We start from the raw sequence: 24,409 nt of genomic DNA, 5'->3' as shown, positions 1-24,409 counted from the left end.
GCATCTTTCGGATACTCCCTTCAGGGCGCGCGGGCTCGTAATCCAGGAAGACTGAGGCGTAGCTCGCAAGTTAAGTATTGCGAAGACGTCTGGCATTTTGGGCAGTGGTAGATTATTGCAATCAGTAAAGGGGGGCTATGGCTGAGAACGGAGCTGTGTTAATGGAATTGCCAGCGGGAGTGCTGCTGGATAAGTTTGGTTCAGGGGCGCACGCACCAGGCTCAGGAAGTGCGGCTGCACTGATGGGGGTACTTTCTGCGAAGTTGATTATTACTGTGGGAAAGCTCTCTCTAAAAAAGCCCGAGTATCAGAAGGATCACTCAAAAATTGAATACATTAATCAGCGAATCGAACAGGACATTGAGCCTGAACTACGTCGACGCAACAATCTTTGATGAAGTCATAAAACTTCGTGTAGCCCGCGATCAGGAAAGCGATCCGAAGGAAAAACGTAGATTAGCGGATAAGGCAAATGAGAAACTCCGCATTGCTACGGATATTCCAATTCGAATTTGTGAATTATGCCTGCGCCTAATCGACCATGGTATTGCCATGTTTGATATGGGTTTTCAGGCGGCTCGAGGTGATAGCGGTGCAGCAGTAAGCTCAGCTGTAGCAGGAGCTATGTCGGGCATTTTCGTGGTAAGCCTTAATCTTCGCTCTTTCAAACAGAGTGCGTGGGCGCAAGCGAAACGAAAGCGCGTGGAAGCGCTACACCGGGAACTCGAAGCCAAGCAACTCGCGGCATTTGGGCGGGTAAGTAAGCTCAAAGAGGAGGACGTGGAGGCCATGTCGCTTGATTTCGGGGAGGCCCCAGTACACTCTGATATGCAAGCCCTATTTAAATAATTAATGTAATCAAATCGGATCAGTTGAGATGTCTGCAGATTCTATTATCTATTGTCTCGAGCGGATATCCGACTATCGCGACTTTGAACGGCTGTGTTCGGCCTTTCTAGCGAGCATTGGGTATCCTCTTATCGACCCTATGGGTGGCACAGGCGACGAGGGGCGTGACGCTATCATTCGCAGTGACGAGGCCGGCCGGCAAATTGGCTTTGCCTATACTGTACGGTCAGATTGGCGCACCAAGCTTGCAAGTGACAGTAAGCGTGTTCACGAAATGGGGCACGATCCAGATGTATTCGTATTCGTTTGCACCGAGGCCTTGTCAGCATCAGATAAAGATTTTGCACACAGGTACATTGCTGAGAAGTACGGTTGGACACTTGACTTGTTTGACCTTGAGAGACTGAGGGTGCAACTTGTTGGGCCGCAACGGCATTTAATTGCGCAGCACCCGAGCATTTTTACGCCGCCATTCTTTCCCCAGCGTGGCGGCCAATCGATTGCAGAAAGCCGAGATACGCTTCTAATTGACCACGTTGCTGCTGATCATGCATTAGCCACTTGGTTGGCTCGCCGCTTGTCTCTTGCTGGCTTTCGGACTTGGTGCCACGGAACTGCACCACTTGCTGGAGAAAACGACGATGAAACCGTGCGAAAGCTGCTAGATGTTCGTGCGAGCCACTATTTACCCATAGTCTCCGGATCTAGTCTTTCAGACGGAATGTTTACCGAGCGCTGCACCATTGCCACAGCTAAAGAGGACTTTGTACTGCCATGCAGTTCAGTTGCAATCCAAGATTCACGCATGCCATCGAGGCTTGCCAAGTTGATGCCGGCAGATTTCAGCAATTCATGGAACGTGGGCCTAGGCCAAGTATTGGCACGGCTGGAGACGCTAGGCATCAAACCCACACTTGAACTTGAACGAGGGCGGCAGATTGCTCTCAGAGACTACCTTCCGACGAGAGTTACAGTAGCAAAGCCTGAGCCAGTATTCGCGAATGTATTCCCGCTTCAACTGCCAAAGTCAATGCTTGTTTTAGACCTTCAAAATCCGCTTACGGACGTAGAAATGCTCGAGCTCCGTAAACGATGGGCATTTGTGGGGCTGAGCGCAAACCGTCTCATTGCATTTACACATCCTCCGCCGAAAACTATTTCTGCAATACAGGTCGAGCGTATCCCGGAATTTTCATGGGCAGATATTCCTCAAAAAGATGGCAAGAAAACTTTTGACCTTGCAAAGGAGCTTGCTTGGCGCAGCCTCGAAATTGTATGTGCGAAAAAAGGGCTAAAGTTTTGTACCGACAGACGAGTCTTCTATTTTCCCAAGGGCGAGTCTGGCGATTGGAACCAAGCGATAAAGCATGTTGATGGACGTACGACGACGGTCCAACTCACGGGAGAACGTACCAAAGGATGGGGCGATCGGGCTTCTCCATTCCTTTATCAACTCGCACCTCGTTTCCGCCCTCAGCTGGATGTTAACGGCACTTGGAATGTAGTCGTCAACGTCTACATCCGAGTTACTACTTTAGAAGGCGCAATGTTTGAAAGTAAAGAAATTGGCCGACGGAGAAAAATTGTTAGCAAGAGTTGGTGGAATAAGGAATGGCTTGCGCGACTACTAGGGGTGGTACAAGCTTTACAGACCTCTGACGGGCGTATAGAAGTTGGCGAAGGAGCTCGCGCTGTTGTAATGCAGACCACCCCATTGAGCTGGGAGTGTCCAGTAGGATTGGATGTCATAGCCTTATCTGGAGTGTCCGATATCGGTCAAGAAATTGCACAGTATCGCTCACGTGATGATGAGGAGGAGGATGCCTCCGCCTCTTCTCCATTGCCAGAAGGAGTTGGCTCATGACGGATACTTTCCACTTCCTTGGAGAGCCATTTCTTCAGTTTGGGTACAATCAAACTGCGGAAGATCCGCATGATGGCCTTGCGCTCTTTGGCCCTGCTGAAAAGCGCTCACAACTACCGGACAACATAGTTATTGGCACAACGAATGGCATCAATCTCTGGAAAGAATGGTGCGCAGCGTTAAATGCTCCGGCAGCCTGCATAGACCCTGGACGACATAGAGCTTGGCCACCTTTCCCGGGCTTTGATGTGGCTTTTGGCGCAAAGTGGCCTAGCCCGATTAGAAGCTATCCTGTAGAAGCTGGTTTGCTCTCTCAGGCCTCACGGAAGGCCGACAAGTTTGATCGGGCCTTCGCAGTAGCAAATCTCTACATGGAGCCACTAGATCGGTTGTCAAAGCTGGACGGTCGGCCTGCAATGGCAATATGTGTTGTCCCGGACGAGATCTATGAGAATTGCCGTCCCAATTCCTCCGTAGCCTCAGCAAAACAAAGTGATACTGCCCGATCAAAGGCTGAGGTGAAGTTCATCAAGCAAGCCATCGACGATCGTGACAGCGGTCAAGCGCGAATGTTCGACGACGACGACCCGCTCGTTAGCGCCACTCTTGATGAGATGGACAAGTTCGAGGAGGCACGCGGCTTATCACCTGACTTCCGACGACAACTGAAGGCAAGGATGATGGCTTATGAACTGCCAGTGCAAATCATCAAAGAGTCTACATTACGTATTACACCACAGGTCCGCAATGGTGAACCTGGCACAAATCCACTATCTGACCGACTCTGGAACTTTAGTACTGCAGTCTTTTACAAATGTGGCGCTAAACCATGGAAAACCCCTTGGGCCCGGGAAGGTGTCTGTTACGTCGGACTTGCCTACAAACTCACAGAGAATGGTCGAAATGCATGCTGCGCTGCGCAGATGTTCCTTGATAGCGGGGATGGTGTCGTCTTCGTTGGCGAGTTCGGCCCGTGGTATTCCAAAGAGCGAGGTGAATTCCATTTGCCGCCAGATAAGGCTGAAGCACTGCTGCGCGGCACCATTGAAACTTACCAGCAAGAAGATGGCCGTCCTTTAAAAGAAATCTTTTTGCATGCTCGATCTGGGATCGATCTGGAAGAGTACAAAGGCTTCCTAAGGGCATGTCCGCCGGGAGTTACCTTAGTCGCCATTCGCGTCCGCCAAGATCGCGGCGGGCTACGCCTCTTTAGATATGACGAGCACCCGAATACCGTAAAGCGCGGCCAACATCCAGTTCAGCGTGGTGTTTTCTGGCAGCGCTCAGCACGCCATGGCCTCTTATTTACTAATGGTTTCAAACCTAGGATTGGAACCTACGATGGTTTCGAAATTCCTGTTCCATTGGCTATCACACTTCAACATGGCGAGGGAGATGTGGTACAGGTCGCAAGGGACATTCTGGGCCTCACCAAACTAAATTACAACGCATGTCAGCTGGGGGAGGGGCAACCAATTACAGTCAAATACTCTGACCGGGTGGGGGAAATTCTTCTTGCCAATCCAGGCTTGCCTCCGGACAAGTGGAGGCACAATTTCAAGTACTACGTTTAAGAGCATGAGTTACAAACCTTGCACTCCGCGATTTACAGCACTCTTTGGCGCATCCTACTGTTTTTGGCTTCTTTCGTAGAGTCCTTTATTTCACGACGATGTCGGGGCGGCACGAAGTTATAAATTAGTCAATATTATAAAGAAGAATAAGGGAGTTAAAGATGATTTCAATCAGCGATATCTACGATAAGGATCTGAATTTCTTATTTGGATCTGGAGCGTCTTCTGGGCTTTATCCTACATTACAGCTCCAGATCCAAAAAGATGCAGAAACGCGCTGGTCTCTAGAAGAGCTTGCCACCCATCTTGAAGCAGAGGGGCCGAGCAGGCGAATCCCTCTTTTCATGCACTATTATTCCTCATGCATAAGGCCTGCTCAATTATTGGATCTGACTTTGATCCCCGCGATCGGACCTCAACGAACTGTAATCGAAAACTATCGCGTCTTTCTCAAAACCGTTTTAAATATCCTGCAACGCAGGAAATCAATGGAACGGCGCTGTAATCTTTTCACCACCAATTATGATGGTTGCTTTCCCCTCGTTGCCGATGAGCTAATACAAGAAGGCTTATTCAATTTTGTTTTGAATGACGGGTCGCGCGGATTCAGAACAAAGCATCTTCAAATTCAGAATTTTAGTCAGTATCTATGTCAATCAGGTGTTTTTGATCGGCATTTAGTCAGCATTCCTCAAATCAATCTAATGAATTTACATGGATCTATATATTGGAAGAGAACCGATAGGGGCATTCAAGTAAATTATGAGTCAGAAGTAGGGGACTCTTTACTAGACGAGGCTAAATTAGCCAAGCTCAAGCCATTTTCTGACGTGCTAGAGAATGCTGACTCGACCCTCGGTGATTTGGCTACCCCAGGATTTACAGAGGCAGAATTAGATGAGTTCTGGGACGCGTATCAGAAAATACCAATCGTTAATCCGACTAAGTGGAAGTTTCACGAAACAGTATACGAAGAGCATTACTACCAGATGTTAAGGCTTCTAAGTTATGAGTTAGAGAAACCTAATGCTGTGCTGATTACATTTGGATTTTCGTTTGCAGATGAACATATCCTCAATTTGGTGAAACGGTCTCTTTCGAATCCACATTTGCAGGTTTTTGTTTGCTGTTATAGCGAAGCTTCTTGTCAAAAATTATCGGATGAATTCCGCAGTTTCAAAAATGTTAAGTGTTTCACTCTCGAGGGAGAGAGTCTAGATTTTTCAGCTTTCAATTCCAAAGTCTTTACTCTTGCCAGTGGGGATACTGCTACGCCAATCGCTCCAGCACCAGAACCTGGTCCGGAAGAAGAGGCATTGGCATGACTATTCGTGTAGGAGAGGTCATAGCAGTCAACGGGACCAAAATTACCTTAAAAATCGATGAGGATTCGAATAAAGATACGCTTTTTTTCAAAGGAAATAAGTACAGAGGGGTATCGATTCGAGAGTACCTGACTATTCAGCGAGGTTTTCGGGATATTGTATGCTTGGTTGAAGGTGAGTATTTGGATGAGTCTCATGTACAAAACAATGGCGGAAAAATCGGATACATCAGAAAGGTTGAGGCAAGGCCAATTGGTTACTTTGATCTAGAAGGCTTCAAGCAAGGCATTAAATACATGCCTATGATTAGAGACGCAGCATTTCTTCTCTCTGAGGATCGAGTCGCAAAGATCTATGATCGCGATGCTGGTAGTGAAGGCGGGTTCAAGATTGGAGTTATGCTAAAGGAAGAGTTACCTGTTAGCTTGCCTTGGCAGAGTCTATTCAATAGTCATATTGGAATTTTCGGGAATACCGGTAGCGGGAAATCGAACACGCTCGCCAAACTTTTTACAGTTCTTTTTGAGAAAAAATTGGCCGCAATTCAGGGCAAAAGCCAATTTGTAATTCTTGACTTTAATGGCGAATACGCAGGCGAGCAACTTGCTCCAGCTGCTTCCAAAATGGTATATGCATTAACAACCCAAAATTCAAATCCAAATGTTCCAGTGGACCGTTTCCCACTCCTTGAGAATGAGTTCTGGGAGTTGGAAACATTATCCTTGTTGTTCCAAGCAACGACTAATACTCAACGGCCATTCTTGAATCGTGTAATTGAAGGAAAGAGAAGATACGGAAATAGTCCAGAAGCGCTCTCAAACTATGCCAAGAGCAAATTCAGAGATGCCTTTTGCGCTGCAGACCCTAAGCCAGCGACGCTTGACCTGATGCGGACTGTAGCCCGGCTACTGGAAAATGGCCCATTGCAAATGGCATTAAATCAGATCTCCTGGCACAGCACTCAAAAAAGATTTATCGGTCCCGGAGCATATTACGATGCAAATGGGCTAGCGTATGCCCAGAATCTAGAACCTATGGTCAATACGATTGACGCCACAAATTTGGATGCTTTCAATCAATTAATCCTTCGCATTCATCTACGGTTGATCGGTGATCTTATTAATGGATATGTGCAGTTTGAGCATATTCAGCCATTGCTTAAACGAATTGAGTCATCGCTAAACAGCTTGAAAAAGGTCCTATCTGTCGGCGATGAGCAGCCTGAACAGAAGCTGTTAACAGTAATATCTTTGCGGCGTTGCAATAATGAAATAAAAAAAGTATTGCCACTTTTATTTGCTAAGCACTACTACATCTCACATAAAGACTCAGTCCAAACGCCGCCAAATAAAACAGTTCATCTCATCATAGATGAAGCTCATAACATTCTTTCCCATCAATCCGCTCGCGAAAGTGAAAGTTGGAAAGATTATCGACTAGAGCAATTCGAAGAAATAATTAAAGAAGGCAGAAAGTTTGGCATTTTTATTACGATCGCCAGCCAAAGGCCCGCTGATATTTCCCCAACCATCGTCTCGCAGCTACATAACTTTTTCATTCATCGTCTTGTGAATGATCGTGATTTGTTTCTAATAGATAACACAATCACTACCCTTGATAACTTGTCCCGTAGCTTAATTCCTAGTCTGTCACAAGGATGTTGTGTGGTAACTGGAACAGCATTCGACCTCCCTATGGTTCTTCAAATCGATCGGCTGGCCAAGAATAAACAGCCCGCGAGTGAGGATGTGAATCTTGAGGAGTTATGGAGCTAGCCTTGAAACCACACGATGCTCCCACAAGGGTCTCTGAGAGCGAAAAAAATAATGTGGTCCATATCTCTGCCTTGGCTGGCCTCGAAAAAACGCTCAAAACCACTTCAAGCATGCAGATGAAAGATATCGCGTATTAGAGGCCAAATTACGAGCATCAGCGAAGCGTTAGAGCTTGTATTTCACCTTTGATGCCTTTGCGACATCGAGAGGGATCAAAAACATACTTTCCTGAGTTCTCATGCCATCTTTAACGAGCTGACGTGAACGAGCCTGGCCTTTGCGTTTAATGCACAAAATCTCTTCATCGCGATTCAGTTTTTCTTTTGCTCGGCTCATATCAATAAGGCAATAGGGCGCTAGTCTCTGAATTTGATCTTCGCCGCCTTGACGACATCGCGGGGAAACAAAAACATGCTTTCTTTTGCTTGCTTCATGAAACCAATGATAGAACAAACTCTCGTTGATTTACACAGCATGAAACGGTTTTAGTGTTATGAATGGTAGGTAGTAAATGCAACAGTTTCGAAATGGCACTCACTTAACATAATATACATTATGCGAAGTAACGACGATAATAAAAAAGCGCTGCGGCCGTCATGGCAACCAGGCTCCCGTTAAGATTTACCGCGCCATCCCCTGGCACGTTCAGCAAGGAAAAACTTAAGGCCAGACCCAGGATGATACCTGCGGCGGCTTTCCCACAGGCACCACGAAAAACCTTGAAGAATTCTCTCTTGCGCGGGTTCTTCTCGGTTTCCGCTCTGATCTCGGCAATGACGATGGCCGGGTCGATTTCCAAACATTCAGCAATCCTAAAGCACCCATATTCATCAGGTGCATGCTTACCCTTGTAGTAATCATGCATACGCTGCTCGGTGATATCCAGGGCTTTCGCCAATGCATAGTTGCTTGTTATACCAAGCTTTTTTTTGCATTCGTCTAGATATTCAACGGTTCTCATTGGGATGTCTCCGGTTTCCATAGCCGTGATGATACTCCGGATTATGTGTTGACAGTATCACATGCCTGGGAGTATAAGCTTAATTGCTCACAACCCTGTGTGCATTACTCAACGACTAAGGAACTCACCATGGCAGACCCACAAACCAACGTCTCACCCCTCCCATCCGGCAAGATCAGCCTGCTGGAGGCCATCGTCGAAGGGCGCGTCCAGCGCATCGAACAGCCCCAGGAGAGCGAATGGACCTACTTCACGCTCCAGCTCAAGGCGCGCGACGAGTACACCGCACCCGGCTCCATCCAGATATCGCAACCCGCCTCCCAGCGTCCATTCTGCCGCGAGGGCGACGTCATCCGCGCCAAGGTCGTGATCGGCGGATACGGCCGTCGCTACAACGGCAATTTGTACGTCACCAACACCCTGACTTTCGTCGAAACGCTCTAGTCAAAAAACACCAAAATATTGGACGAACGTACAACGGAAAAAACTTGCAGTGCTAGTACCACTGCAAGTAATTCCCAGAAGTGGGAAAAATGGGGAGAAAAACACACATGCACGACATGAAATTCAACAGCGTCATTTGCGACTGGCTTTCATTCCGTCATGACTTCCAGCCCTACATGGAAAACCCTGTCCTGGAAGCAGGCAAAATACTCAAAATCGACCGCAACGGCGTTATCGAAAACGAAATCCAGCAATGGGAGCAGATTAAGTGCTCGAGCTCCGACACCTCCATCCGCATCAAGTGCGATGGCAAGCACATCTGGTTCCAGGGCAATATCGGCCGCTTCCGCGAAGCCAACAACCTGCAAGGCCACACCCTGCAACAATGCTTCGACAAGGCTGCTACCTTCATCCGAGCATTCCTGCCAACCGCAGACCTGCGCTTTCTCGGTACCACTGTCCGTGATGGCACTATCGGCGAATACGGCACCTACCTGACCCGCGTTGACCTCGCCGCTAACTTCCACACCGACGAATACCTGCAACTCTCCAGCCAACTGGCCTCCCGCCGCATCGGCCAGCGTGTCGCCCGCATAGGCAAGTACGGCCCGACCTGGGGCTATGACACCAAGCGCGGCCAATACTGGAAAGCCAAGCTCTATGACAAGCTCGCCGAGCTTCAAGGGCTGCGCACGCCCCACCCCAATGCAACCACTGCCCGCTTCGAGGTGCAGTTGGGCAGCGAGTACCTCAGACAACAGCGCCTCAACAAACTGATCAACTGGAAGAACGACATGGAAAAAATCGTCTATGGCAAGTTCGCAAGCCAGGCATTCGCGGAAAACGCCACCGTCGAGACCTGGACTGACATCCCTACCCGCCTGCGCCAGCACGCCATCATGTGGCGCGATGGCGTCGACCCCAAGACCTACATGAGCAAGAGCGCCTATTACCGCGTCCGTGCTGCACTCCTGGAGTACGGCGTGGACATCAGCTCGCCCTGCAACGTCATGAACCTGACCCAGCGCGTCAAGACCATCCTGGTCCACGAGCTCGACGCCTATCGCCAGAAGGTGGCCTGACATGTACTACCTCCCAGGCAACAACCCCTATTTGGTGTCAGATCTTGACCTGGTACAGATCCACCGTGACACCAAACGCAACCGCCGCGCCCGTAACAACCTCGCGGCCCTGGTTATCGGCCTGCTGATCGGGGGCGCCCTCGCCTTCATCAGCGGCCTGTAAGCGCCGCCAGTCGCCCACTGGCATCAACTTGGAGAATCAAAAATGTTGAAAAAAATCGGAAGTGTAGTAGTTGCCCTGGCCCCAATGTCCGCATTTGCCGCGCTGCCTGAATCCATCGGCACCAGTGTGGCCGCTGCCCAGGCAGACGGCCAGGAACTGGGCTACCTGCTGCTCGGTATGGCCGTGGTTGTAGGTGTCGTGTTCTGGCTCAAGCGCAAGGCCTAGAGCATCATGGGTTATGACTACAAGGGATTCTGCCACGCCACGCAACAGCAGGCGCTGGACGCTTTCTACGGTAGCCATAACCCAATCCTGTTCCAGGACATCAACGGCCTGACCATGTACGAATACCAGCTCGTGTCAGGCCAATGGATATTCCAGAAGTCCACCATCGACCTCTCTGGCAACCGCACCATCACCTACCAAACCCAACCAACCTACCCCGTATTCAATACCTGCGATGAAGATGCCTACCCACACGCGCAATTCATGCACGGATTGGAGCTCGGCGGCGTAGTCGCTACCACCATGGTATTGATGTGGTGCCTACGCGCCATCAGGCCATACAGGAACTGACGACATGACACCCTTGGACATTTACGAATGGGCTGGCTTCCTGCTGGCCGTGCTGCCGACTTACATCCTATGCAAATAACCCGCCTTTTATTCACGCTTTTCATGTTTTTATGCCTCGGTCAGGCATTTGCATATGATGCGTCTTTGTCCTGTTCTGGTACTGGTGTTGCCGGGACTCGTTCGTCTCCTGCAGAATGGTGTTCGGCATATGGTGCTGCGGCCTACCCCGGTCAATCTCAATATGTGTGGTCTCCCTTGCATACTGCGGGCATTAATTACTCTTGTCAGCGGAATGGCTCTAACTGGGCATCTTTTACCTGTGCTGCGTCTTGCCCGCTGGGTGGTACTTACAATGCTACTACGGGTAAATGTGACAACCCCCCACCTTGCCCTCAAGAGGGCTATATACGCAATTCATCTACTGGTGTTTGTGAACCTCCACTACCGCCTGAATGTGAACCCGGCTGTAATGGTGCCTGCGGCTCCACCAAAAGATTCCTGAATTTCCGTACACGTGCCTGCATTGACCAGTGTATTTATAAACTGGGCATGGGTATTGGCATACAGACTAGTGACGGCTCTTGGTATTACGGCCACGATGTACGCGACAACACCGGCGCATCCTGTACCCCTGACATGGACAACTCCCTGCCAGACCCGCAACCCTGTCCAGAGTGCGAATGCATCAATAAAAAACAGTCCTACGCCGTCATGCAGGGCGTTGCTGTTTGCCTCGAACCCGGAACACCCGGCAGTGAGCCAGTGAAGAAGCAGGACCCACCCAAGATAGAAACCACCACACCTGCACCCACACCAGAAAACCCGAACCCGGAACCTGTTGTGACTGAAACACCGTCACCCATTATCACTATCACGCCAGCACCAGCTGGTTCACCCGCTGGCACAGCGCCAACCATCACTGAAACAAAAACTGACACCGATGGTTCCACCACAGCAACAGAACAAAGCCAAGATTCGTTTTGCCAGGCCAATCCAACGCACAAGCTATGTCGTGCTGAGGATGCCAAGACCGATTGCGACAAATATCCCGATGCCATCGGCTGTCAGGTCATGGGCGACGTGCCACAATTCGAGCCCCTGGAGACCAAGGAAATCGACATGAGCAGCATCGTGCTGCGCGAGCTGCCAAGCGACAACTCATGTCCCGCCCCGCTCTATTACACGATAGGCGGCCACACCATCACCCTCTCGTTTGATCCGATCTGCCAGTACGCCAGCGCGTTCAAGCCCCTCGTGATTGCAGCAGCCTGGCTCTCTGCTGCCTTCATCATTGTCGGAGCCAGGAAGGATTCCATCTGATGCCTTTACCACTCGCCCCCATATTGACTGCCCTCAGCGTTTACGCTGCTGGGCGCATCCTTGCCGCCCTCGGGTTCGGCTTCCTGGTCTATACCGGCGTCACCGAGCTCCAGGAGCAGTTTTATAACGCCATCAACGGTAACATTGGCGGGCTGCCTGGCTCCATACTCAAGATCGCCACCCTGTACGGCTTCATTGAGTACGCCAAGATCGTCCTGGGCGCTATCTCCATGCGCTTGGCCTTGAAGTCCCTCAAGATACTGAGCCCGCTATGATTACCATCATTACCGGCGTCCCTGGCATGGGCAAGACAAGCCTTGTCGTCTCCATGATGATGAGGGAACTGGAAAAGGGCGAACGGCCGTTTTTCGTGATGGGCATCCCCGACCTTGCCCTGGACCATTCCCCGGTCCCGCCGATTGTCGAATGGACCGAGAAGCGGCCGGACCCCAATGACCCCAGCGTCGAGCTCGACTACTTCACCTTCCCGCCCAACTCCATCATCATCATTGACGAAGCGCAGCGCGTGTACCGACCACGCGCCAGTACCAGCAAAGTGCCGCCCCATGTCGCGGCCCATGAGACCCACCGCCACACCGGCGTGGACTTCTGGCTCATGACACAAAAGCCCATGCTCATCGACGCCCATATCCGCGAGCTCTGCGGCCGCCATATCCACATCCGCAATACCTTCACCGGCCGCAAGTTATTTGAATGGCCAGAATTTACTGACGTCAAAACGAAAGGAAATTACGCAGATGCCGCTGTTCGTCGTTTTAAGCCTCCTAAGCAGTCTTTTAATAACTATAAGTCTGCTGAGCTTCACACCAAGCAACCCTATAGATTGCACTATGTATGGCTTTTTCTGCCCGTAGCCCTGGGCTTCACCCTGTACCAGGGCTATGGCGTCTATAGCAACTACAAGCGCCATACCGACCGCACCGCCGAAACCACTGTTCAGGACGAAACGTCCAAGCTCGACGTCAAGCAGTCGCTCAATCTCATCGGCAGCGACCAGGCTCCCGATCTCCAGCACGCCGTCGACACCAGGCCAGCGCCGCCCATCAAGATCGAACACCCGTATATGCAATACAAGTTCATCATCATGGCGACCATCACCAGCCCCACTAGGAAAGTCACTTACTACCGTTTGAGCAATGGTGACGGCCAGGACATTGATCTCACGGATAAAGACCTGTCCGACCTTGGCTATGTCATTAAGCAACCGAATGATTGCTCGGCCTTCCTGTTCTTCAATGGCGCATCCATCACCGCAGCCTGTAACCGGCACGATGCCGCGCCATTGCGCGGTGGCGTGACGGATACAGGCAATGTCCTTCCCATGTGATTGGTGTCAAAAAATCTCTATTTAGATCTTGGCCAACCCGTTTCCTGACACCATTGGTGTCAATTTAGATCTGTACTAGGCCACGATCTGACACCAATAAAAAAGCCCTCATTGCGAGGGCTTTGTTTTAGCTGTTGCGCATCAACGTACTGACCACGATATCTTCATCAATCTCCGGCCAATGTACCCCGATGCCCTTCCCGATCAGCCGCCAGTTATGGCGCTGTGCCTCGTTGGCATCGCGCAGCCTGGGGAACCACTCCAGCGGCGCGGAAATCTCGCGACCGTCGGCCAGCACCATACACAAGGCATTTGAGCTTACGCTGGCGCTGATTGCTAACATCCTTAAGCCCAGACCTTCACCAGGGTGGCAAACAAGCCCACGGCCACAAAAATGCTGCCTATGGCCCATTTAATGATCTCAACCTTGGCATCAGCCAAGTCTGCTTTTAACAAGCCGTGTAATTCCAGCAAGTCACCACGTGTTGCCAACTTGTCGGCATGCAAGGCATAACGCTTGTCGATCTCCTTATTGATCGATTCCACGACAGCCCTTGCCTTGTCTGCTGGCACGTTCACTGCGGTTAATGCTTCGTAAATTTCCAATTCCATCTGCTACACTCCTTTTGCGGTATATCTTACGCGTTTTCCTATTGGTGTCAAAAATTCACCTGGTATCGATCTATATGACACCATTTGGTGTCAATTTATCGATGTCCAGGAACAAACTGGACACCATCCCCGAGATAATCCAGCAAGTTCATGCAGTGATACCCTGCTAACTGCGATTGCCGCTGCAACCACTCGGCCCGCTCCTCCAGTTTCAGGTACTGCTCTCCCCTCTCTATCCCGGCCAAGGCCTCCCGTACCTTCTCCTCGTCCTGGCCCACGTACACCCGCTTCCTCGGCTCCCCGTTTTTGCTCGGATAGACCAGGTACAAATATTTGCCGTTCTTCCAGGTTGTGCCAGCGTAGGTGAGGCCCTGTTTTTTCAGGGCCAGCAACTGCGCCTGCACCCGGTTCCACTCATCGCGCCGTTGCCTGATCCTCTCTGACACCTCCAGCAATTTGCTCTCCACCTTATCCATGCTGGGCCAATCCGCATCCAGTGCCATCTCCCGGGTTGAAACATCTACAAGCTGCTTTGCCATTGCATTATTCCTTTTCGCGTTGAAGGTCTGCCGTGTGGTGAAGGCGTACCCCAAAGGGGTACAGCCCTCGCCATACGGCATGGCCGACCAGCAACATTGGAGGAAATAAGGGTCAAGACTGAAACCCCGAAGGGGCGCGTAAATGGAGGGGACCCGCGAAGCGGGGAGGAAACCGTTTAAGAGCGGTCTTGATGCTTATTTTCTCCAATGGTTCTAGCGATATGCACCGATGGGTGCCCAGAAGAGGACTCGTACCTTTGAGCAATAAAAAACCTCGCAAATGCGAGGTTATATCTGATGACCGAGCTTGGTCTGGTTTTCTTAAGTGCCCATTATGCGAATCAATCATATATTTGAAGCTATTATTTGGAGTATAATGCAGATTGATACTGGCCATCACTGTATTCGCTAGAAATATGGTTAGTAACAACAGGATAATCAGTCGTAAACCTGCATATCCAGCAAAATAACACAAGCAGCTTGGCCGGCAAAGCATGGCGGCATTGTGTTAAGCTTTACCACTATAGCCTTCTGCTGTAGCTCCCGTTCAACCACTTCCTTAAATATGAGTAATCAATATTACCGACTGCCTGGAGGCTTGGTGTGCGCATTACAGGCAGACACCCCGTTCCCGCCGTTGGAAAATGCCCTGGAGGAACCCAACGGATTGATCGCCATCGGCGGCGACCTGAATCCTTACCGCCTGCTCAACGCCTATCGTCAAGGCATATTTCCCTGGTTCAGCCAAAACGAACCCATCTTGTGGTGGAGTCCCGATCCGCGCATGGTGCTATTCCCTGATGAACTAAAAATATCACGCTCGCTGGCCAAGCGTCTCAAACACCGGGATTACGAGATCCGCTTCAATACGGCATTCCAGAAAGTCATTGCCGCCTGCGCCGCTACTCCGCGCGTAGGTCAGGACGGCACCTGGATCACCGACGACATCATGCAGGGCTATACGACCCTCCACCAACTGGGCTACGCTCACAGCGCGGAAACCTGGATGAATGGCAAACTGGTCGGCGGCCTGTATGGCGTGAAGCTGGGCAGGATGTTCTATGGCGAATCCATGTTCCACCATGTCACCGATGCTTCCAAGCTCGCTTTCGTGCATATGGTGCAAAGATTGCAGGCGCACGGATGCGGCATGATCGACTGTCAGATGAAGACCCTGCACCTCTTGTCGCTGGGCGCACGGGAAATTCCTCGCGCAGAATTTTCACAACGGCTGCTTGAATTGGTACACTATCCCGCATGACACTGCCCGGCGAACAACATCTGCAAAAAATCCAGTTTTATGCGACTACCGCATATTCCTGCGGCTATCTTGCCGGAAAATCTGCGCAATCCCTGATCGCGACCCCGCACCACCTGATTGATGCAAAGGCTTATGGCAACCTGATTGAGCTAGGATTCCGTCGCAGCGGGAAGTTCGTCTACCGCCCGCATTGCGAAAACTGCAATGCCTGCATCCCGGTACGGTTGCCAGTGGCAGAATTTATGCCGAGCCGTAGCCAGCGTCGGGCCTGGAAACAGCATCAGGACATGTCGGTCACGCTGATGGAGCTGACTTTTTCCGAGGAAAATTTTGCACTATATTCTGCCTACCAGATCGCCCGTCATGAAGGCAACCCGGATGACCCGGAAAGTGCAGAACAATATCGCAACTTTCTGGTGCAAAGCAATGTGGAAAGCCTGATGGTGGAGTTCCGCAAGGATGGCGTATTGAAAATGGTCAGTGTGGTCGATGTCGTGCATGACGGCGTATCTGCGGTATATACCTTTTACGATGCAGCTGACCATCATGCCAGCTATGGAACCTATAACATTATCTGGCTACTCGAATGGTGCAAAAACCTCAACCTGCCTTACCTCTACCTTGGTTACTGGATCAAGGAAAGCCGCAAGATGGCCTACAAACAGAAATTCCTGCCGCAGGAAGGATTGCTGGATGGCGAATGGCAGCCGATACATCTCAATACGCCGCTAACTGCCTGAGTTTTGCCATAGCAATAATTCCATAGCAGCCCTCCGCAAAATATTTTGCGCCACATGATGAACCAATTGCTGTTTCATTACTCCTAAGTCCAGTACTCCTTCTCATCTCCTTAAACCAGCGTTTTGTGTCTGTCGTACCTACAGCACAAAACGCTCTGGTTATTTTTCGCCTCCCAGCCAACCAAAGCTAACGTGTTACAATCGCGCTTTTAACCCTACGCTTGTCTCCATCTTGAAAAAACTGCTTGTTTTCGGCGCTGGCCTGATTGGTGGCTCACTTGCATTAGCGCTCAAGGCGGCAGATGCAAGCTGGCATGTCACTGGCCTGGGACGCTCAGGCGACAGCCTGCAGGAAGCCCTAAAGCTGGGCATTATTGATGAAGCAGCCACCGATCTTGCCAGCGCGGTCTCTGCCGCAGATATAATCATGATCGCCACGCCGGTAGCCCAGATCATGCCTATCCTGGGCCAGATCGCCCCCTTTCTCAATCGCAGAACCGTTATCACCGATGCAGGCAGCACCAAGGCCGACATTGCAGCACAGGCCCAACAAATTCTTGGTGATGCAGCATCACGCTTCGTCCCTGGTCACCCCATTGCCGGTGCGGAAAAAAGCGGCCCTACGGCTGCGCAAGCCTCGCTATATCAACAAAAAAATGTCGTCCTCACGCCTGGCTCGCATACCGATGATGATGCTATCACTGCCGTGCGCGCCATGTGGCTCAGCACCGGGGCTATCGTTCGCGAAATGAGCCCAGATGCGCACGACACAATCTTTGCTGCAGTCAGCCACCTGCCGCACCTGCTGGCATTTGCCCTGGTTGATGAGCTGGCCTCCCGCCCCGACGCAAATCAGTTCTTCGAGTTTGCCGCCAGCGGTTTCCGCGATTTCACCCGCATCGCTGGCAGTTCGCCCGAGATGTGGCGTGATATCAGCCTCGCCAACCGCATGGCCTTATTGCAGGAGCTGGATCACTACCAACAAGCCCTCGCCAAGTTGCGCCAACACTTGGAACAAGGTGATGCGGCAGGCTTGCAAGCCATTTTTGAGCGAGCCAGCCATGCCCGCAATGACTGGGCGCAACAACAAGTATCTGCATCATGGAAGAATTGATCATGGATTCCCTGCTCCTGCCTGCTGTCCGCTATGCCCATGGCATAGTAAAGCTGCCGGGCTCAAAAAGTATCTCCAACCGCACCTTGCTGCTGGCTGCGCTGGCGCAAGGCAACACCGAGATTCATGAGCTGTTGGCCTCTGATGATACCCAACGCATGTTGGAAGCATTGCAAATCTTAGGGGTGAGCCTGAAACAAACAGGCGGCCATCAATGGCAAGTGCAAGGTACAGGCGGCAATTTCCCCATCAAACAAGCCAAGCTTTTCCTGGGCAATGCTGGCACAGCCTTTCGTCCGCTGACTGCCGCCCTCGCACTGAGCCAGGGAGAATATGAACTCTCCGGCGTTGCCCGCATGCACGAGCGCCCGATTGGAGATCTTGTCGAGGCGCTCAATGCCGTTGGCGCTTCCATTGATTATCTGCAAAATCGCGGCTTCCCTCCCCTGCATATCCACCCTAGCCAACTGGATACCAGCCGCCCGATACAGGTACGCGGTGACGTCTCCAGCCAGTTTCTTACCGCCCTGCTGATGGCTTTGCCGCTGACAGGCAAGGAAGCGCGCATCGAAGTCATCGGCGAGCTGATTTCCAAGCCCTACATTGAAATCACGCTTAACCTCATGGCGCGTTTCGGCGTCAAGGTGGAACGGGATGCATGGAAGGCGTTTACCATTCCGGCCCAAAGCATTTACCAAAGCCCCGGCAATATCCATGTGGAAGGCGATGCTTCCTCGGCTTCCTACTTCATGGCGGCTGGCGCGATTGGTCAGGGGCCAGTCAGGGTTGAAGGCGTAGGGCGTAACAGCATTCAGGGCGATGTCCGTTTTGCCGAAGCGCTGGCCTTGATGGGCGCCACTATCAACACAGGCGACAACTGGATTGAAGTCAGCGCCCGGCCCGGCAAGCTCAAGGCGCTGGATCTGGATTGCAACCACATCCCCGATGCGGCCATGACTTTGGCAGTGCTGGCCTTGTTTGCCGACGGCCCCAGCATCCTGCGCAATATCGCCAGTTGGCGTGTCAAGGAAACCGACCGCCTCACTGCAATGGCAACAGAGCTGCGCAAGGTAGGAGCGATTGTTGAGGAAGGCAGCGACTATCTCAGCATTACGCCTCCCGCGGTACTGATTCCCAATGCCCGTATCGACACCTATGACGACCATCGCATGGCGATGTGCTTCTCGTTAGTATCACTCGGTGGCGTGCCTATCCTCATCAACGATCCAAATTGTGTTGCCAAGACCTTCCCGGATTATTTCGAGCGCTTTGCCACCCTGCTCCATCCGTAACACCCATTGCCCTATCTTTAAAGATGACTGATACACCACACTCCGCCATTCCCGTCATTGCCATTGATGGTCCATCCGCCTCCGGTAAGGGCACTGTCGCGCAGCGCGTGGCCCAGGCCTTGGGATACCACTACCTGGATTCGGGCGCCATTTACCGCATCACCGCGCTGGCCGCGCTCAGGCACGGTATTAGCTGGCAGGATGAAGCCGGGCTGGCCGATATGGCAGCGAGCCTGGATATTCGATTTGCTGACGGTGAAATCTATCTGGACGGCGAAACCATCACGGAAGCCGTCCGCACCGAGGAAATCAGCCGCGGCGCTTCGGAAGTCGCGGTCCACCCGGCACTGCGCAGCGCGTTGCTCAACCTGCAGCAAAGCTTCCGCAAAATGCCCGGATTGGTGGCTGATGGGCGAGATATGGCCACCGTTGTCTTTCCTGACTCACAAACCAAGATATTCCTCACGGCAAGCGCCGAAGTCCGGGCAGAGAGACGTTATAAACAGTTGATGGAGAAAGGAATCTGTGCTAATCTCGCAGGCATCTTGCAGGACTTGCAAACCCGTGACGCAAGGGATAGCCAAAGATCCGTTGCGCCCTTGCAGATAAGCAAGAACGCCAAGTTGCTGGACACCAGCGAGCTTGGCATAGACCAGGCGGTCGAGGCGATTCTCAACTACAGCCGCGCGGGTACTGGAAATTAGTTTTTGTAGCACGAGCGCCGTGAACCTCACCGGTTCATGGTTTTTTTAATTTGACCCGCTGCACGGCGGGATTATCTGGAATATTTTTTTAATGGCTAACCTTTCAACCACAACCTCCTCCATGGAAAGCTTCGCAGCCCTGTTCGAGGAAAGCCTGGCACGCCAGGAAATGCGCTCCGGTGAAGTGATCACCGCTGAAGTCGTCTCCGTCGATGACGATTTCGTTATCGTCAACGCCGGCCTGAAGTCGGAAAGCGTGATTCCCGCTTCCGAGTTCCGCAACGACCGCGGCGAGCTTGAAGTGAGCGCAGGCGATTTTGTCAAAGTCTGCATCGAATCCCTGGAAGATGGTTATGGTTCCACCAAGCTATCCCGTGAAAAGGCCAAGCGCCTGGCCGCATGGCAAGACCTCGAAGAGGCAATGAACGAATCCCGCATCATCAAGGGCATGGTCAATGGCCGCGTCAAGGGTGGCTTGACCGTCATGGTCAACAGCATCCGCGCGTTCCTGCCAGGCTCCCTGGTTGATTTGCGTCCAGTCAAGGACACCACTCCTTTCGAAAACAAGGAATGGGATTTCAAGGTCATCAAGCTCGATCGCAAGCGTAACAACGTTGTGGTTTCCCGCCGCGCTGTGCTGGAAGAAACCATGGGCGCTGACCGCGAAGCACTACTCGAATCCCTGAAGGAAGGCGCAGTGGTCAAGGGTATCGTCAAAAACATCACCGACTACGGTGCGTTCGTTGACCTCGGCGGTATCGACGGCCTGCTGCACATCACTGACCTGGCATGGCGCCGCGTCAAGCACCCATCCGAAGTGCTTACCGTAGGTGAAGAAGTCGAAGCCAAGATCCTCAAGTTCGACCAAGAGAAGAACCGTGTTTCCCTGGGCATCAAGCAACTGGGCGACGATCCATGGGTTGCCCTGGGCCGCCGCTACCCAGTCGGCACACGTCTGTTCGGCAAGGTGACTAACCTGACCGACTACGGCGCATTCGTTGAAATCGAGCCAGGCATCGAAGGTCTGGTGCACGTTTCCGAAATGGACTGGACCAACAAGAACGTTCACCCTGCCAAGATCGCTCAACTGGGCGACGAAGTAGAAGTGATGATCCTGGAAATCGACGAAGACCGTCGTCGTCTGTCCCTGGGCATGAAGCAATGCCAGGCCAACCCATGGGATGACTTTGCTGCTTCCCACAAGAAGGGTGACAAGGTCAGCGGCCAGATCAAGTCCATCACCGACTTCGGCGTATTCATCGGCTTGCCTGGCGGTATCGACGGCCTGGTGCACTTGTCCGACCTGTCCTGGAACCAGTCTGGCGAAGAAGCGATCCGCAACTTCAAGAAGGGTGACGAACTCGAAGCCGTTGTGCTGAGCATTGATGTCGAGAAGGAACGTATCTCCCTGGGCGTCAAGCAGCTTGACAGCGACCCGTTCAGCGCCTACACCGCACTGAATGATAAGGGCGCCATCGTCAAGGGCACCGTCAAGTCCATCGAAGCCAAGGGTGCAGTGATTGCTCTGGACAACGAGGTGGAAGGTTACCTGCGTGCATCCGAAGTTTCCCGCGACAAGGTGGACGACATCTCCACCGTACTGAAGGAAGGCGAAGAAATCGAAGCCCGCATCACCAACATCGACCGCAAGAACCGCTCCATCGCCCTGTCCATCAAGGCGAAGGATCTGGCTGATGAAGCTGATGCATTGCAGAAGTTCAGCAATGATGCCGGTTCCGCTGGCACCACCAACCTTGGTGCACTGCTGAAGGCCAAGCTTGACGGCAAAAACAACGAATAAGGTCGTGGTGTCATGACCAAATCGGAGTTGATTGCCAACCTGGCTGCGCGTTTCCCGCAACTGGTCGTCAAAGATGCTGAACTGTCCGTCAAGACGATTCTTGATTCCATGATGGACAACCTGGCTTCTGGCGAACGCATTGAAATCCGTGGTTTCGGTAGCTTCAGTTTGAACTACCGTCCGCCACGGCTGGGACGCAACCCCAAAACTGGCGAAAAAGTGGAAGTACCCGAAAAGCATGTACCCCACTTCAAGGCTGGCAAGGAATTGCGCGAACGCGTAGACAGTAGCGGCGATTAAGCACTTTGCAGTACCTGAAAACGGCAGTGTCATGATTGATACTGCCGTTTTTTATTGTTCTCAGCATATTTTTGATCAAATCCTGCACGTTTGCGGCGTGCTTGGGTAGAATTGCGATATGCGTACCATCTATACAATACTTGGCGTTTTACTGTTCATCCTGCTGCTCGGCTTTGCCTTCAAGAATGCTGAACCTGTCGAGCTTGCTTACTATCTTGGTTACTCTTGGAAAGCCCCACTTTCTCTCATGCTGCTGGTCACTTTTTTCAGCGGCATCATTGCCGGCGTCATTGCCTGCCTGGGCTCCTTGATCCGCCAGCGCAACAAGCTGCTCGCGCTGGAAAAGGAAATCAAGAACCTGAAGATGAACAAATAATAAATATCTCACCGTTATACCCGCTATCCCCGGCAACAGGATTGCTACAAGGATGACAGGTCCGGAAATTAATTATGGAATTTGAATACTGGTGGCTTCTGGCCCTACCTCTTTTCTTCACCCTCGGCTGGCTAGCGGCACGCGTGGACATCAACCAGCTGCTTACCGAATCTACCACCCTGCCGGCTGCCTATTTCAAGGGCCTGAACTTCCTCATCAGCGACCAGCACGACAAGGCGATTGAAGCCTTCATCGAAGCAGTGCAAGCCAATGCCGATTCGATGGAATTACATTTTGCCCTTGGCAGCTTGTTCCGCCGACGTGGCGAAGTCGATCGCGCCATTCACTTGCACTTGAATCTGCTGGAGCGCAAGGAGCTGCCAGACCAGCAGAAACAGGCCGTCATGGCGGAACTCGCGCAGGATTACCTGAAAGCCGGGCTGTTTGACCGTGCGGAAGAATTATTCACCTCCTTGCACGACAGCCGCTACAAGCAAACCGCCCTGCGCGCGTTGCTGGAAATCTATATCCGTGAACGCGAATGGAATCATGCCATCAAGAGCGCCATTGAGCTGGAGCGCCTGTCCGGTATTTCCTTCCGCAAGGAAGTCGCGCAATTTCACTGCGAGATTGCCATGAAGGCCATCCTGGAACAGGATATCCACAGCGCCCACCACGCGCTGGACATGGCGCTGGAAGCAGATAAGGGCTGCGTTCGCGCCAACATCATGCTGGGCGACCTCGAAGCAGGCTCTGGCAATCACAAGCAAGCCATTTCGTTCTGGAAACGCGTGGAATTCCAGCGTCCGGAATACCTCGGGCTGGTCGCTCCCAAGCTGCTCAATAGCTACAAGTCACTGAATAATCTGGATGAAGGCATTACCTTGCTAAAGGGCTATCTCCAGACATACAAGCTTCCCTCTATCCTCAACCTGGTCTACGAAACCACGCTGAGCGAGGAAGGCGCCGCGAGCGCCGAGGAGCTCGCGCGCGAGGAACTGCGTCGCAAGCCCAGCCTGCAGACGCTGGACCAGCTCCTGCGCGCGCAATCCATGCTGGAAGGCCCCAACCAGCAGGATGCAGTATTGATGCAGCAGACCGTGCGTTATGCCATTGGCAACCGCAGCGCACACTACTGTGATCAATGCGGCTTCCGCGCACGCAATTTTCACTGGCAATGCCCGGCTTGCAATGCTTGGGAATCCCTCTCACCCGAAACCAAAGAATCCGCTGTATGACCGACCCAAAGATTATTGTCGCCCTCGATTATGCCGATACCGCCAACGCGCTTGCGCTGACCAGTCAGCTTGATCCTGCCTTATGCCGGGTCAAAGTAGGCAAGGAATTGTTTACCGCAGCAGGCCCGCAACTGGTGGAAGAACTGGTTAGGCGTGGTTTCGGTGTTTTCCTGGACCTGAAATTCCATGATATTCCCAATACGGTAGCCAAGGCCTGCGAAGCCGCGAGCAAGCTCGGTGTCTGGATGTTGAACGTGCATGCCTCCGGCGGCGGCAAAATGATGGAAGCCGCGCGCGAAGGCGTAGCCCGCAGCGGACATTCCCCATTGCTGCTCGCCGTCACTGTGCTCACCAGCATGGACCAGGCTGGTTTGGAACAACTCGGCATCCATATACCGATTGAACAGCATGTGCTGCGTCTCGCTACGCTGGCGCAACAGGCAGGTCTGGATGGCGTAGTCTGCTCCGCGCAGGAAGCGCAGGCATTGAGAAAATCCCTGGGCAACAACTTCTGTCTGGTGACTCCCGGCATTCGCCCTGCTGACGCTGCCCTCGACGACCAATCCCGCGTCGTCACTCCTGCCGATGCCCTGGCCTTGGGCTCCACCTATCTCGTCATCGGTCGCCCGATTACCAAGGCAAGCGATCCCTTGGCCGCTCTGCAGCGCATTCGGGAATCAATCCTGGAAAAATAAAGAGAAAGTCTTACAAAAAAACTAGATTTTCCACCAATAGCCCACAATCCGCTCCAAGCATATGATTGTGAGACCCCAGCACAACAGGGTTTTTACCATCATCTTAAAGGAGAGCATCATGAAGTCTTTGCTGTTTGCAGTCCTGGTCTTATTTGGGTTGACCTTCAATGCCATGGCCGCGGTTGACCTCAACACCGCCACTGCCGTGGAGCTGGAATCGGTCAAGGGTATTGGCCCTGCCAAGGCCCAAGCCATCATTGATTACCGCAAAGCCAACGGCGGCTTCAAGGCTGTGGACGACTTGGCAAATGTAAAAGGCTTCGGCAAGAAAAGTGTAGACAATCTGCGCAGCGAACTTTCCGTCGGCAAAGCCGCGAAAGCTGAAAAAACCGTCGCCAAGGCAGACAAGAAATAAGCCTCGTCATTCTTCCCATAAAAAAAGCCCCGCCAAGGGGC

General features: G+C 52.1%; 27 protein-coding genes and 1 pseudogene. 24 read left to right on the top strand and 4 right to left on the bottom strand.

The window, feature by feature from the left end:
* The first annotated feature begins 137 nt into the window (after positions 1-137).
* The 5 genes and pseudogenes from V7Z75_RS01425 to V7Z75_RS01405 all read left to right on the top strand — a co-directional run bounded on the left by V7Z75_RS01425 (position 138) and on the right by V7Z75_RS01405 (position 7,387).
* Positions 138-849, top strand: a pseudogene (locus V7Z75_RS01425) (cyclodeaminase/cyclohydrolase family protein).
* A 28-nt stretch (positions 850-877) separates the two neighbouring features.
* A complete protein-coding gene (locus V7Z75_RS01420) occupies positions 878-2,713 on the top strand; it encodes a hypothetical protein (RefSeq protein WP_334106615.1) in 1,836 nt (611 codons plus the stop codon).
* Complete coding sequence (locus V7Z75_RS01415) at positions 2,710-4,287, top strand: hypothetical protein (protein WP_334106613.1); 1,578 nt, start codon at positions 2,710-2,712, stop codon at positions 4,285-4,287. The genes V7Z75_RS01420 and V7Z75_RS01415 overlap by 4 nt, the downstream gene beginning before the upstream one ends.
* A gap of 161 nt (positions 4,288-4,448) precedes the next feature.
* Positions 4,449-5,612 carry a hypothetical protein gene (locus V7Z75_RS01410; RefSeq protein ID WP_334106611.1) on the top strand — a complete coding sequence of 388 codons (1,164 nt, stop codon included), beginning with the start codon at positions 4,449-4,451 and terminating at the stop codon, positions 5,610-5,612.
* Positions 5,609-7,387 (top strand): ATP-binding protein, encoded by a 1,779-nt coding sequence (locus tag V7Z75_RS01405; protein ID WP_334106610.1) that lies wholly within the window; start codon positions 5,609-5,611, stop codon positions 7,385-7,387. Before V7Z75_RS01410 ends, V7Z75_RS01405 begins: the two co-directional genes overlap by 4 nt.
* 553 nt (positions 7,388-7,940) lie before the next feature.
* Here V7Z75_RS01405 and V7Z75_RS01400 read toward each other — a convergent pair.
* Entirely contained in the window at positions 7,941-8,369 is a 429-nt protein-coding gene (locus tag V7Z75_RS01400) for a hypothetical protein (RefSeq protein ID WP_334106609.1), read from the bottom strand.
* A 27-nt stretch (positions 8,370-8,396) separates the two neighbouring features.
* Between V7Z75_RS01400 and V7Z75_RS01395 the strand changes: the two genes are divergently transcribed.
* From V7Z75_RS01395 to V7Z75_RS01360, 8 genes are all read left to right on the top strand, one after another.
* Positions 8,397-8,792 carry a hypothetical protein gene (locus V7Z75_RS01395; protein WP_334106607.1) on the top strand — a complete coding sequence of 132 codons (396 nt, stop codon included), beginning with the start codon at positions 8,397-8,399 and terminating at the stop codon, positions 8,790-8,792.
* Positions 8,793-8,899: 107 nt separating this feature from the next.
* Positions 8,900-9,874 (top strand): phage/plasmid replication domain-containing protein, encoded by a 975-nt coding sequence (locus V7Z75_RS01390; RefSeq protein ID WP_334106605.1) that lies wholly within the window; start codon positions 8,900-8,902, stop codon positions 9,872-9,874.
* 1 nt (position 9,875) lies between these two features.
* A complete protein-coding gene (locus V7Z75_RS01385) occupies positions 9,876-10,037 on the top strand; it encodes a hypothetical protein (protein ID WP_334106603.1) in 162 nt (53 codons plus the stop codon).
* Positions 10,038-10,079: 42 nt separating this feature from the next.
* Positions 10,080-10,262: a major capsid protein gene (locus V7Z75_RS01380; protein WP_334106601.1), complete on the top strand. Its 183-nt coding sequence runs from the start codon at positions 10,080-10,082 to the stop codon at positions 10,260-10,262.
* Positions 10,263-10,268: 6 nt separating this feature from the next.
* The gene (locus tag V7Z75_RS01375; RefSeq protein WP_334106599.1) at positions 10,269-10,613 is read left to right on the top strand and encodes a hypothetical protein; all 345 of its coding nucleotides are present in this window, start codon (positions 10,269-10,271) and stop codon (positions 10,611-10,613) included.
* 549 nt (positions 10,614-11,162) lie between these two features.
* Positions 11,163-11,933, top strand: coding sequence for a virulence factor TspB C-terminal domain-related protein (locus tag V7Z75_RS01370; protein ID WP_334106597.1), 771 nt, complete (start codon positions 11,163-11,165; stop codon positions 11,931-11,933).
* Complete coding sequence (locus tag V7Z75_RS01365) at positions 11,933-12,208, top strand: DUF2523 domain-containing protein (RefSeq protein ID WP_334106595.1); 276 nt, start codon at positions 11,933-11,935, stop codon at positions 12,206-12,208. The genes V7Z75_RS01370 and V7Z75_RS01365 overlap by 1 nt, the downstream gene beginning before the upstream one ends.
* Positions 12,205-13,281 carry a zonular occludens toxin domain-containing protein gene (locus tag V7Z75_RS01360; RefSeq protein WP_334106593.1) on the top strand — a complete coding sequence of 359 codons (1,077 nt, stop codon included), beginning with the start codon at positions 12,205-12,207 and terminating at the stop codon, positions 13,279-13,281. The genes V7Z75_RS01365 and V7Z75_RS01360 overlap by 4 nt, the downstream gene beginning before the upstream one ends.
* A gap of 127 nt (positions 13,282-13,408) precedes the next feature.
* On the opposite strand, the gene V7Z75_RS01355 is transcribed toward V7Z75_RS01360, so the two are convergent.
* From V7Z75_RS01355 to V7Z75_RS01345, 3 genes are all read right to left on the bottom strand, one after another.
* Positions 13,409-13,624 carry a DUF2442 domain-containing protein gene (locus tag V7Z75_RS01355; RefSeq protein ID WP_334106592.1) on the bottom strand — a complete coding sequence of 72 codons (216 nt, stop codon included), beginning with the start codon at positions 13,622-13,624 and terminating at the stop codon, positions 13,409-13,411.
* Positions 13,625-13,626: 2 nt separating this feature from the next.
* Entirely contained in the window at positions 13,627-13,893 is a 267-nt protein-coding gene (locus tag V7Z75_RS01350) for a hypothetical protein (RefSeq protein WP_334106591.1), read from the bottom strand.
* A gap of 95 nt (positions 13,894-13,988) precedes the next feature.
* On the bottom strand, positions 13,989-14,432 hold the full coding sequence (locus V7Z75_RS01345; protein ID WP_334106589.1) for a hypothetical protein: 444 nt from the start codon (positions 14,430-14,432) through the stop codon (positions 13,989-13,991).
* A 565-nt stretch (positions 14,433-14,997) separates the two neighbouring features.
* Between V7Z75_RS01345 and aat the strand changes: the two genes are divergently transcribed.
* The 11 genes from aat (at position 14,998) to V7Z75_RS01290 (ending at position 24,368) form a co-directional block, all read left to right on the top strand.
* Positions 14,998-15,693, top strand: a complete 696-nt coding sequence (aat, locus tag V7Z75_RS01340) for a leucyl/phenylalanyl-tRNA--protein transferase (protein ID WP_334106588.1) — start codon at positions 14,998-15,000, stop codon at positions 15,691-15,693.
* Positions 15,690-16,433: an arginyltransferase gene (locus tag V7Z75_RS01335; protein ID WP_334106587.1), complete on the top strand. Its 744-nt coding sequence runs from the start codon at positions 15,690-15,692 to the stop codon at positions 16,431-16,433. The genes aat and V7Z75_RS01335 overlap by 4 nt, the downstream gene beginning before the upstream one ends.
* Before the next feature lie 232 nt (positions 16,434-16,665).
* Positions 16,666-17,547, top strand: coding sequence for a prephenate dehydrogenase (locus tag V7Z75_RS01330; protein ID WP_334106585.1), 882 nt, complete (start codon positions 16,666-16,668; stop codon positions 17,545-17,547).
* Positions 17,548-17,549: 2 nt separating this feature from the next.
* A complete protein-coding gene (gene aroA / locus V7Z75_RS01325; protein WP_334106584.1) occupies positions 17,550-18,839 on the top strand; it encodes a 3-phosphoshikimate 1-carboxyvinyltransferase in 1,290 nt (429 codons plus the stop codon).
* Positions 18,840-18,862: 23 nt separating this feature from the next.
* Positions 18,863-19,543 (top strand): (d)CMP kinase, encoded by a 681-nt coding sequence (gene cmk / locus V7Z75_RS01320; RefSeq protein WP_334106582.1) that lies wholly within the window; start codon positions 18,863-18,865, stop codon positions 19,541-19,543.
* A gap of 121 nt (positions 19,544-19,664) precedes the next feature.
* Complete coding sequence (gene rpsA / locus V7Z75_RS01315) at positions 19,665-21,344, top strand: 30S ribosomal protein S1 (protein ID WP_334106881.1); 1,680 nt, start codon at positions 19,665-19,667, stop codon at positions 21,342-21,344.
* A gap of 12 nt (positions 21,345-21,356) precedes the next feature.
* Entirely contained in the window at positions 21,357-21,644 is a 288-nt protein-coding gene (locus tag V7Z75_RS01310) for an integration host factor subunit beta (protein WP_334106580.1), read from the top strand.
* Between the two features lie 118 nt (positions 21,645-21,762).
* Positions 21,763-22,020, top strand: a complete 258-nt coding sequence (locus V7Z75_RS01305; protein ID WP_334106578.1) for a LapA family protein — start codon at positions 21,763-21,765, stop codon at positions 22,018-22,020.
* A gap of 74 nt (positions 22,021-22,094) precedes the next feature.
* On the top strand, positions 22,095-23,258 hold the full coding sequence (lapB, locus tag V7Z75_RS01300) for a lipopolysaccharide assembly protein LapB (RefSeq protein WP_334106576.1): 1,164 nt from the start codon (positions 22,095-22,097) through the stop codon (positions 23,256-23,258).
* Positions 23,255-23,953: an orotidine-5'-phosphate decarboxylase gene (gene pyrF, locus V7Z75_RS01295; protein ID WP_334106574.1), complete on the top strand. Its 699-nt coding sequence runs from the start codon at positions 23,255-23,257 to the stop codon at positions 23,951-23,953. The genes lapB and pyrF overlap by 4 nt, the downstream gene beginning before the upstream one ends.
* Positions 23,954-24,071: 118 nt before the next feature.
* A complete protein-coding gene (locus V7Z75_RS01290; protein ID WP_334106572.1) occupies positions 24,072-24,368 on the top strand; it encodes a ComEA family DNA-binding protein in 297 nt (98 codons plus the stop codon).
* The last annotated feature ends 41 nt before the right edge of the window (positions 24,369-24,409 follow it).

It is taken from the genome of Methylobacillus sp., from assembly GCF_036844465.1.
In the GTDB taxonomy this organism is placed as follows: Bacteria; Pseudomonadota; Gammaproteobacteria; order Burkholderiales; family Methylophilaceae; genus Methylobacillus.
This window is presented reverse-complemented; position numbering and strand designations above follow the sequence as displayed.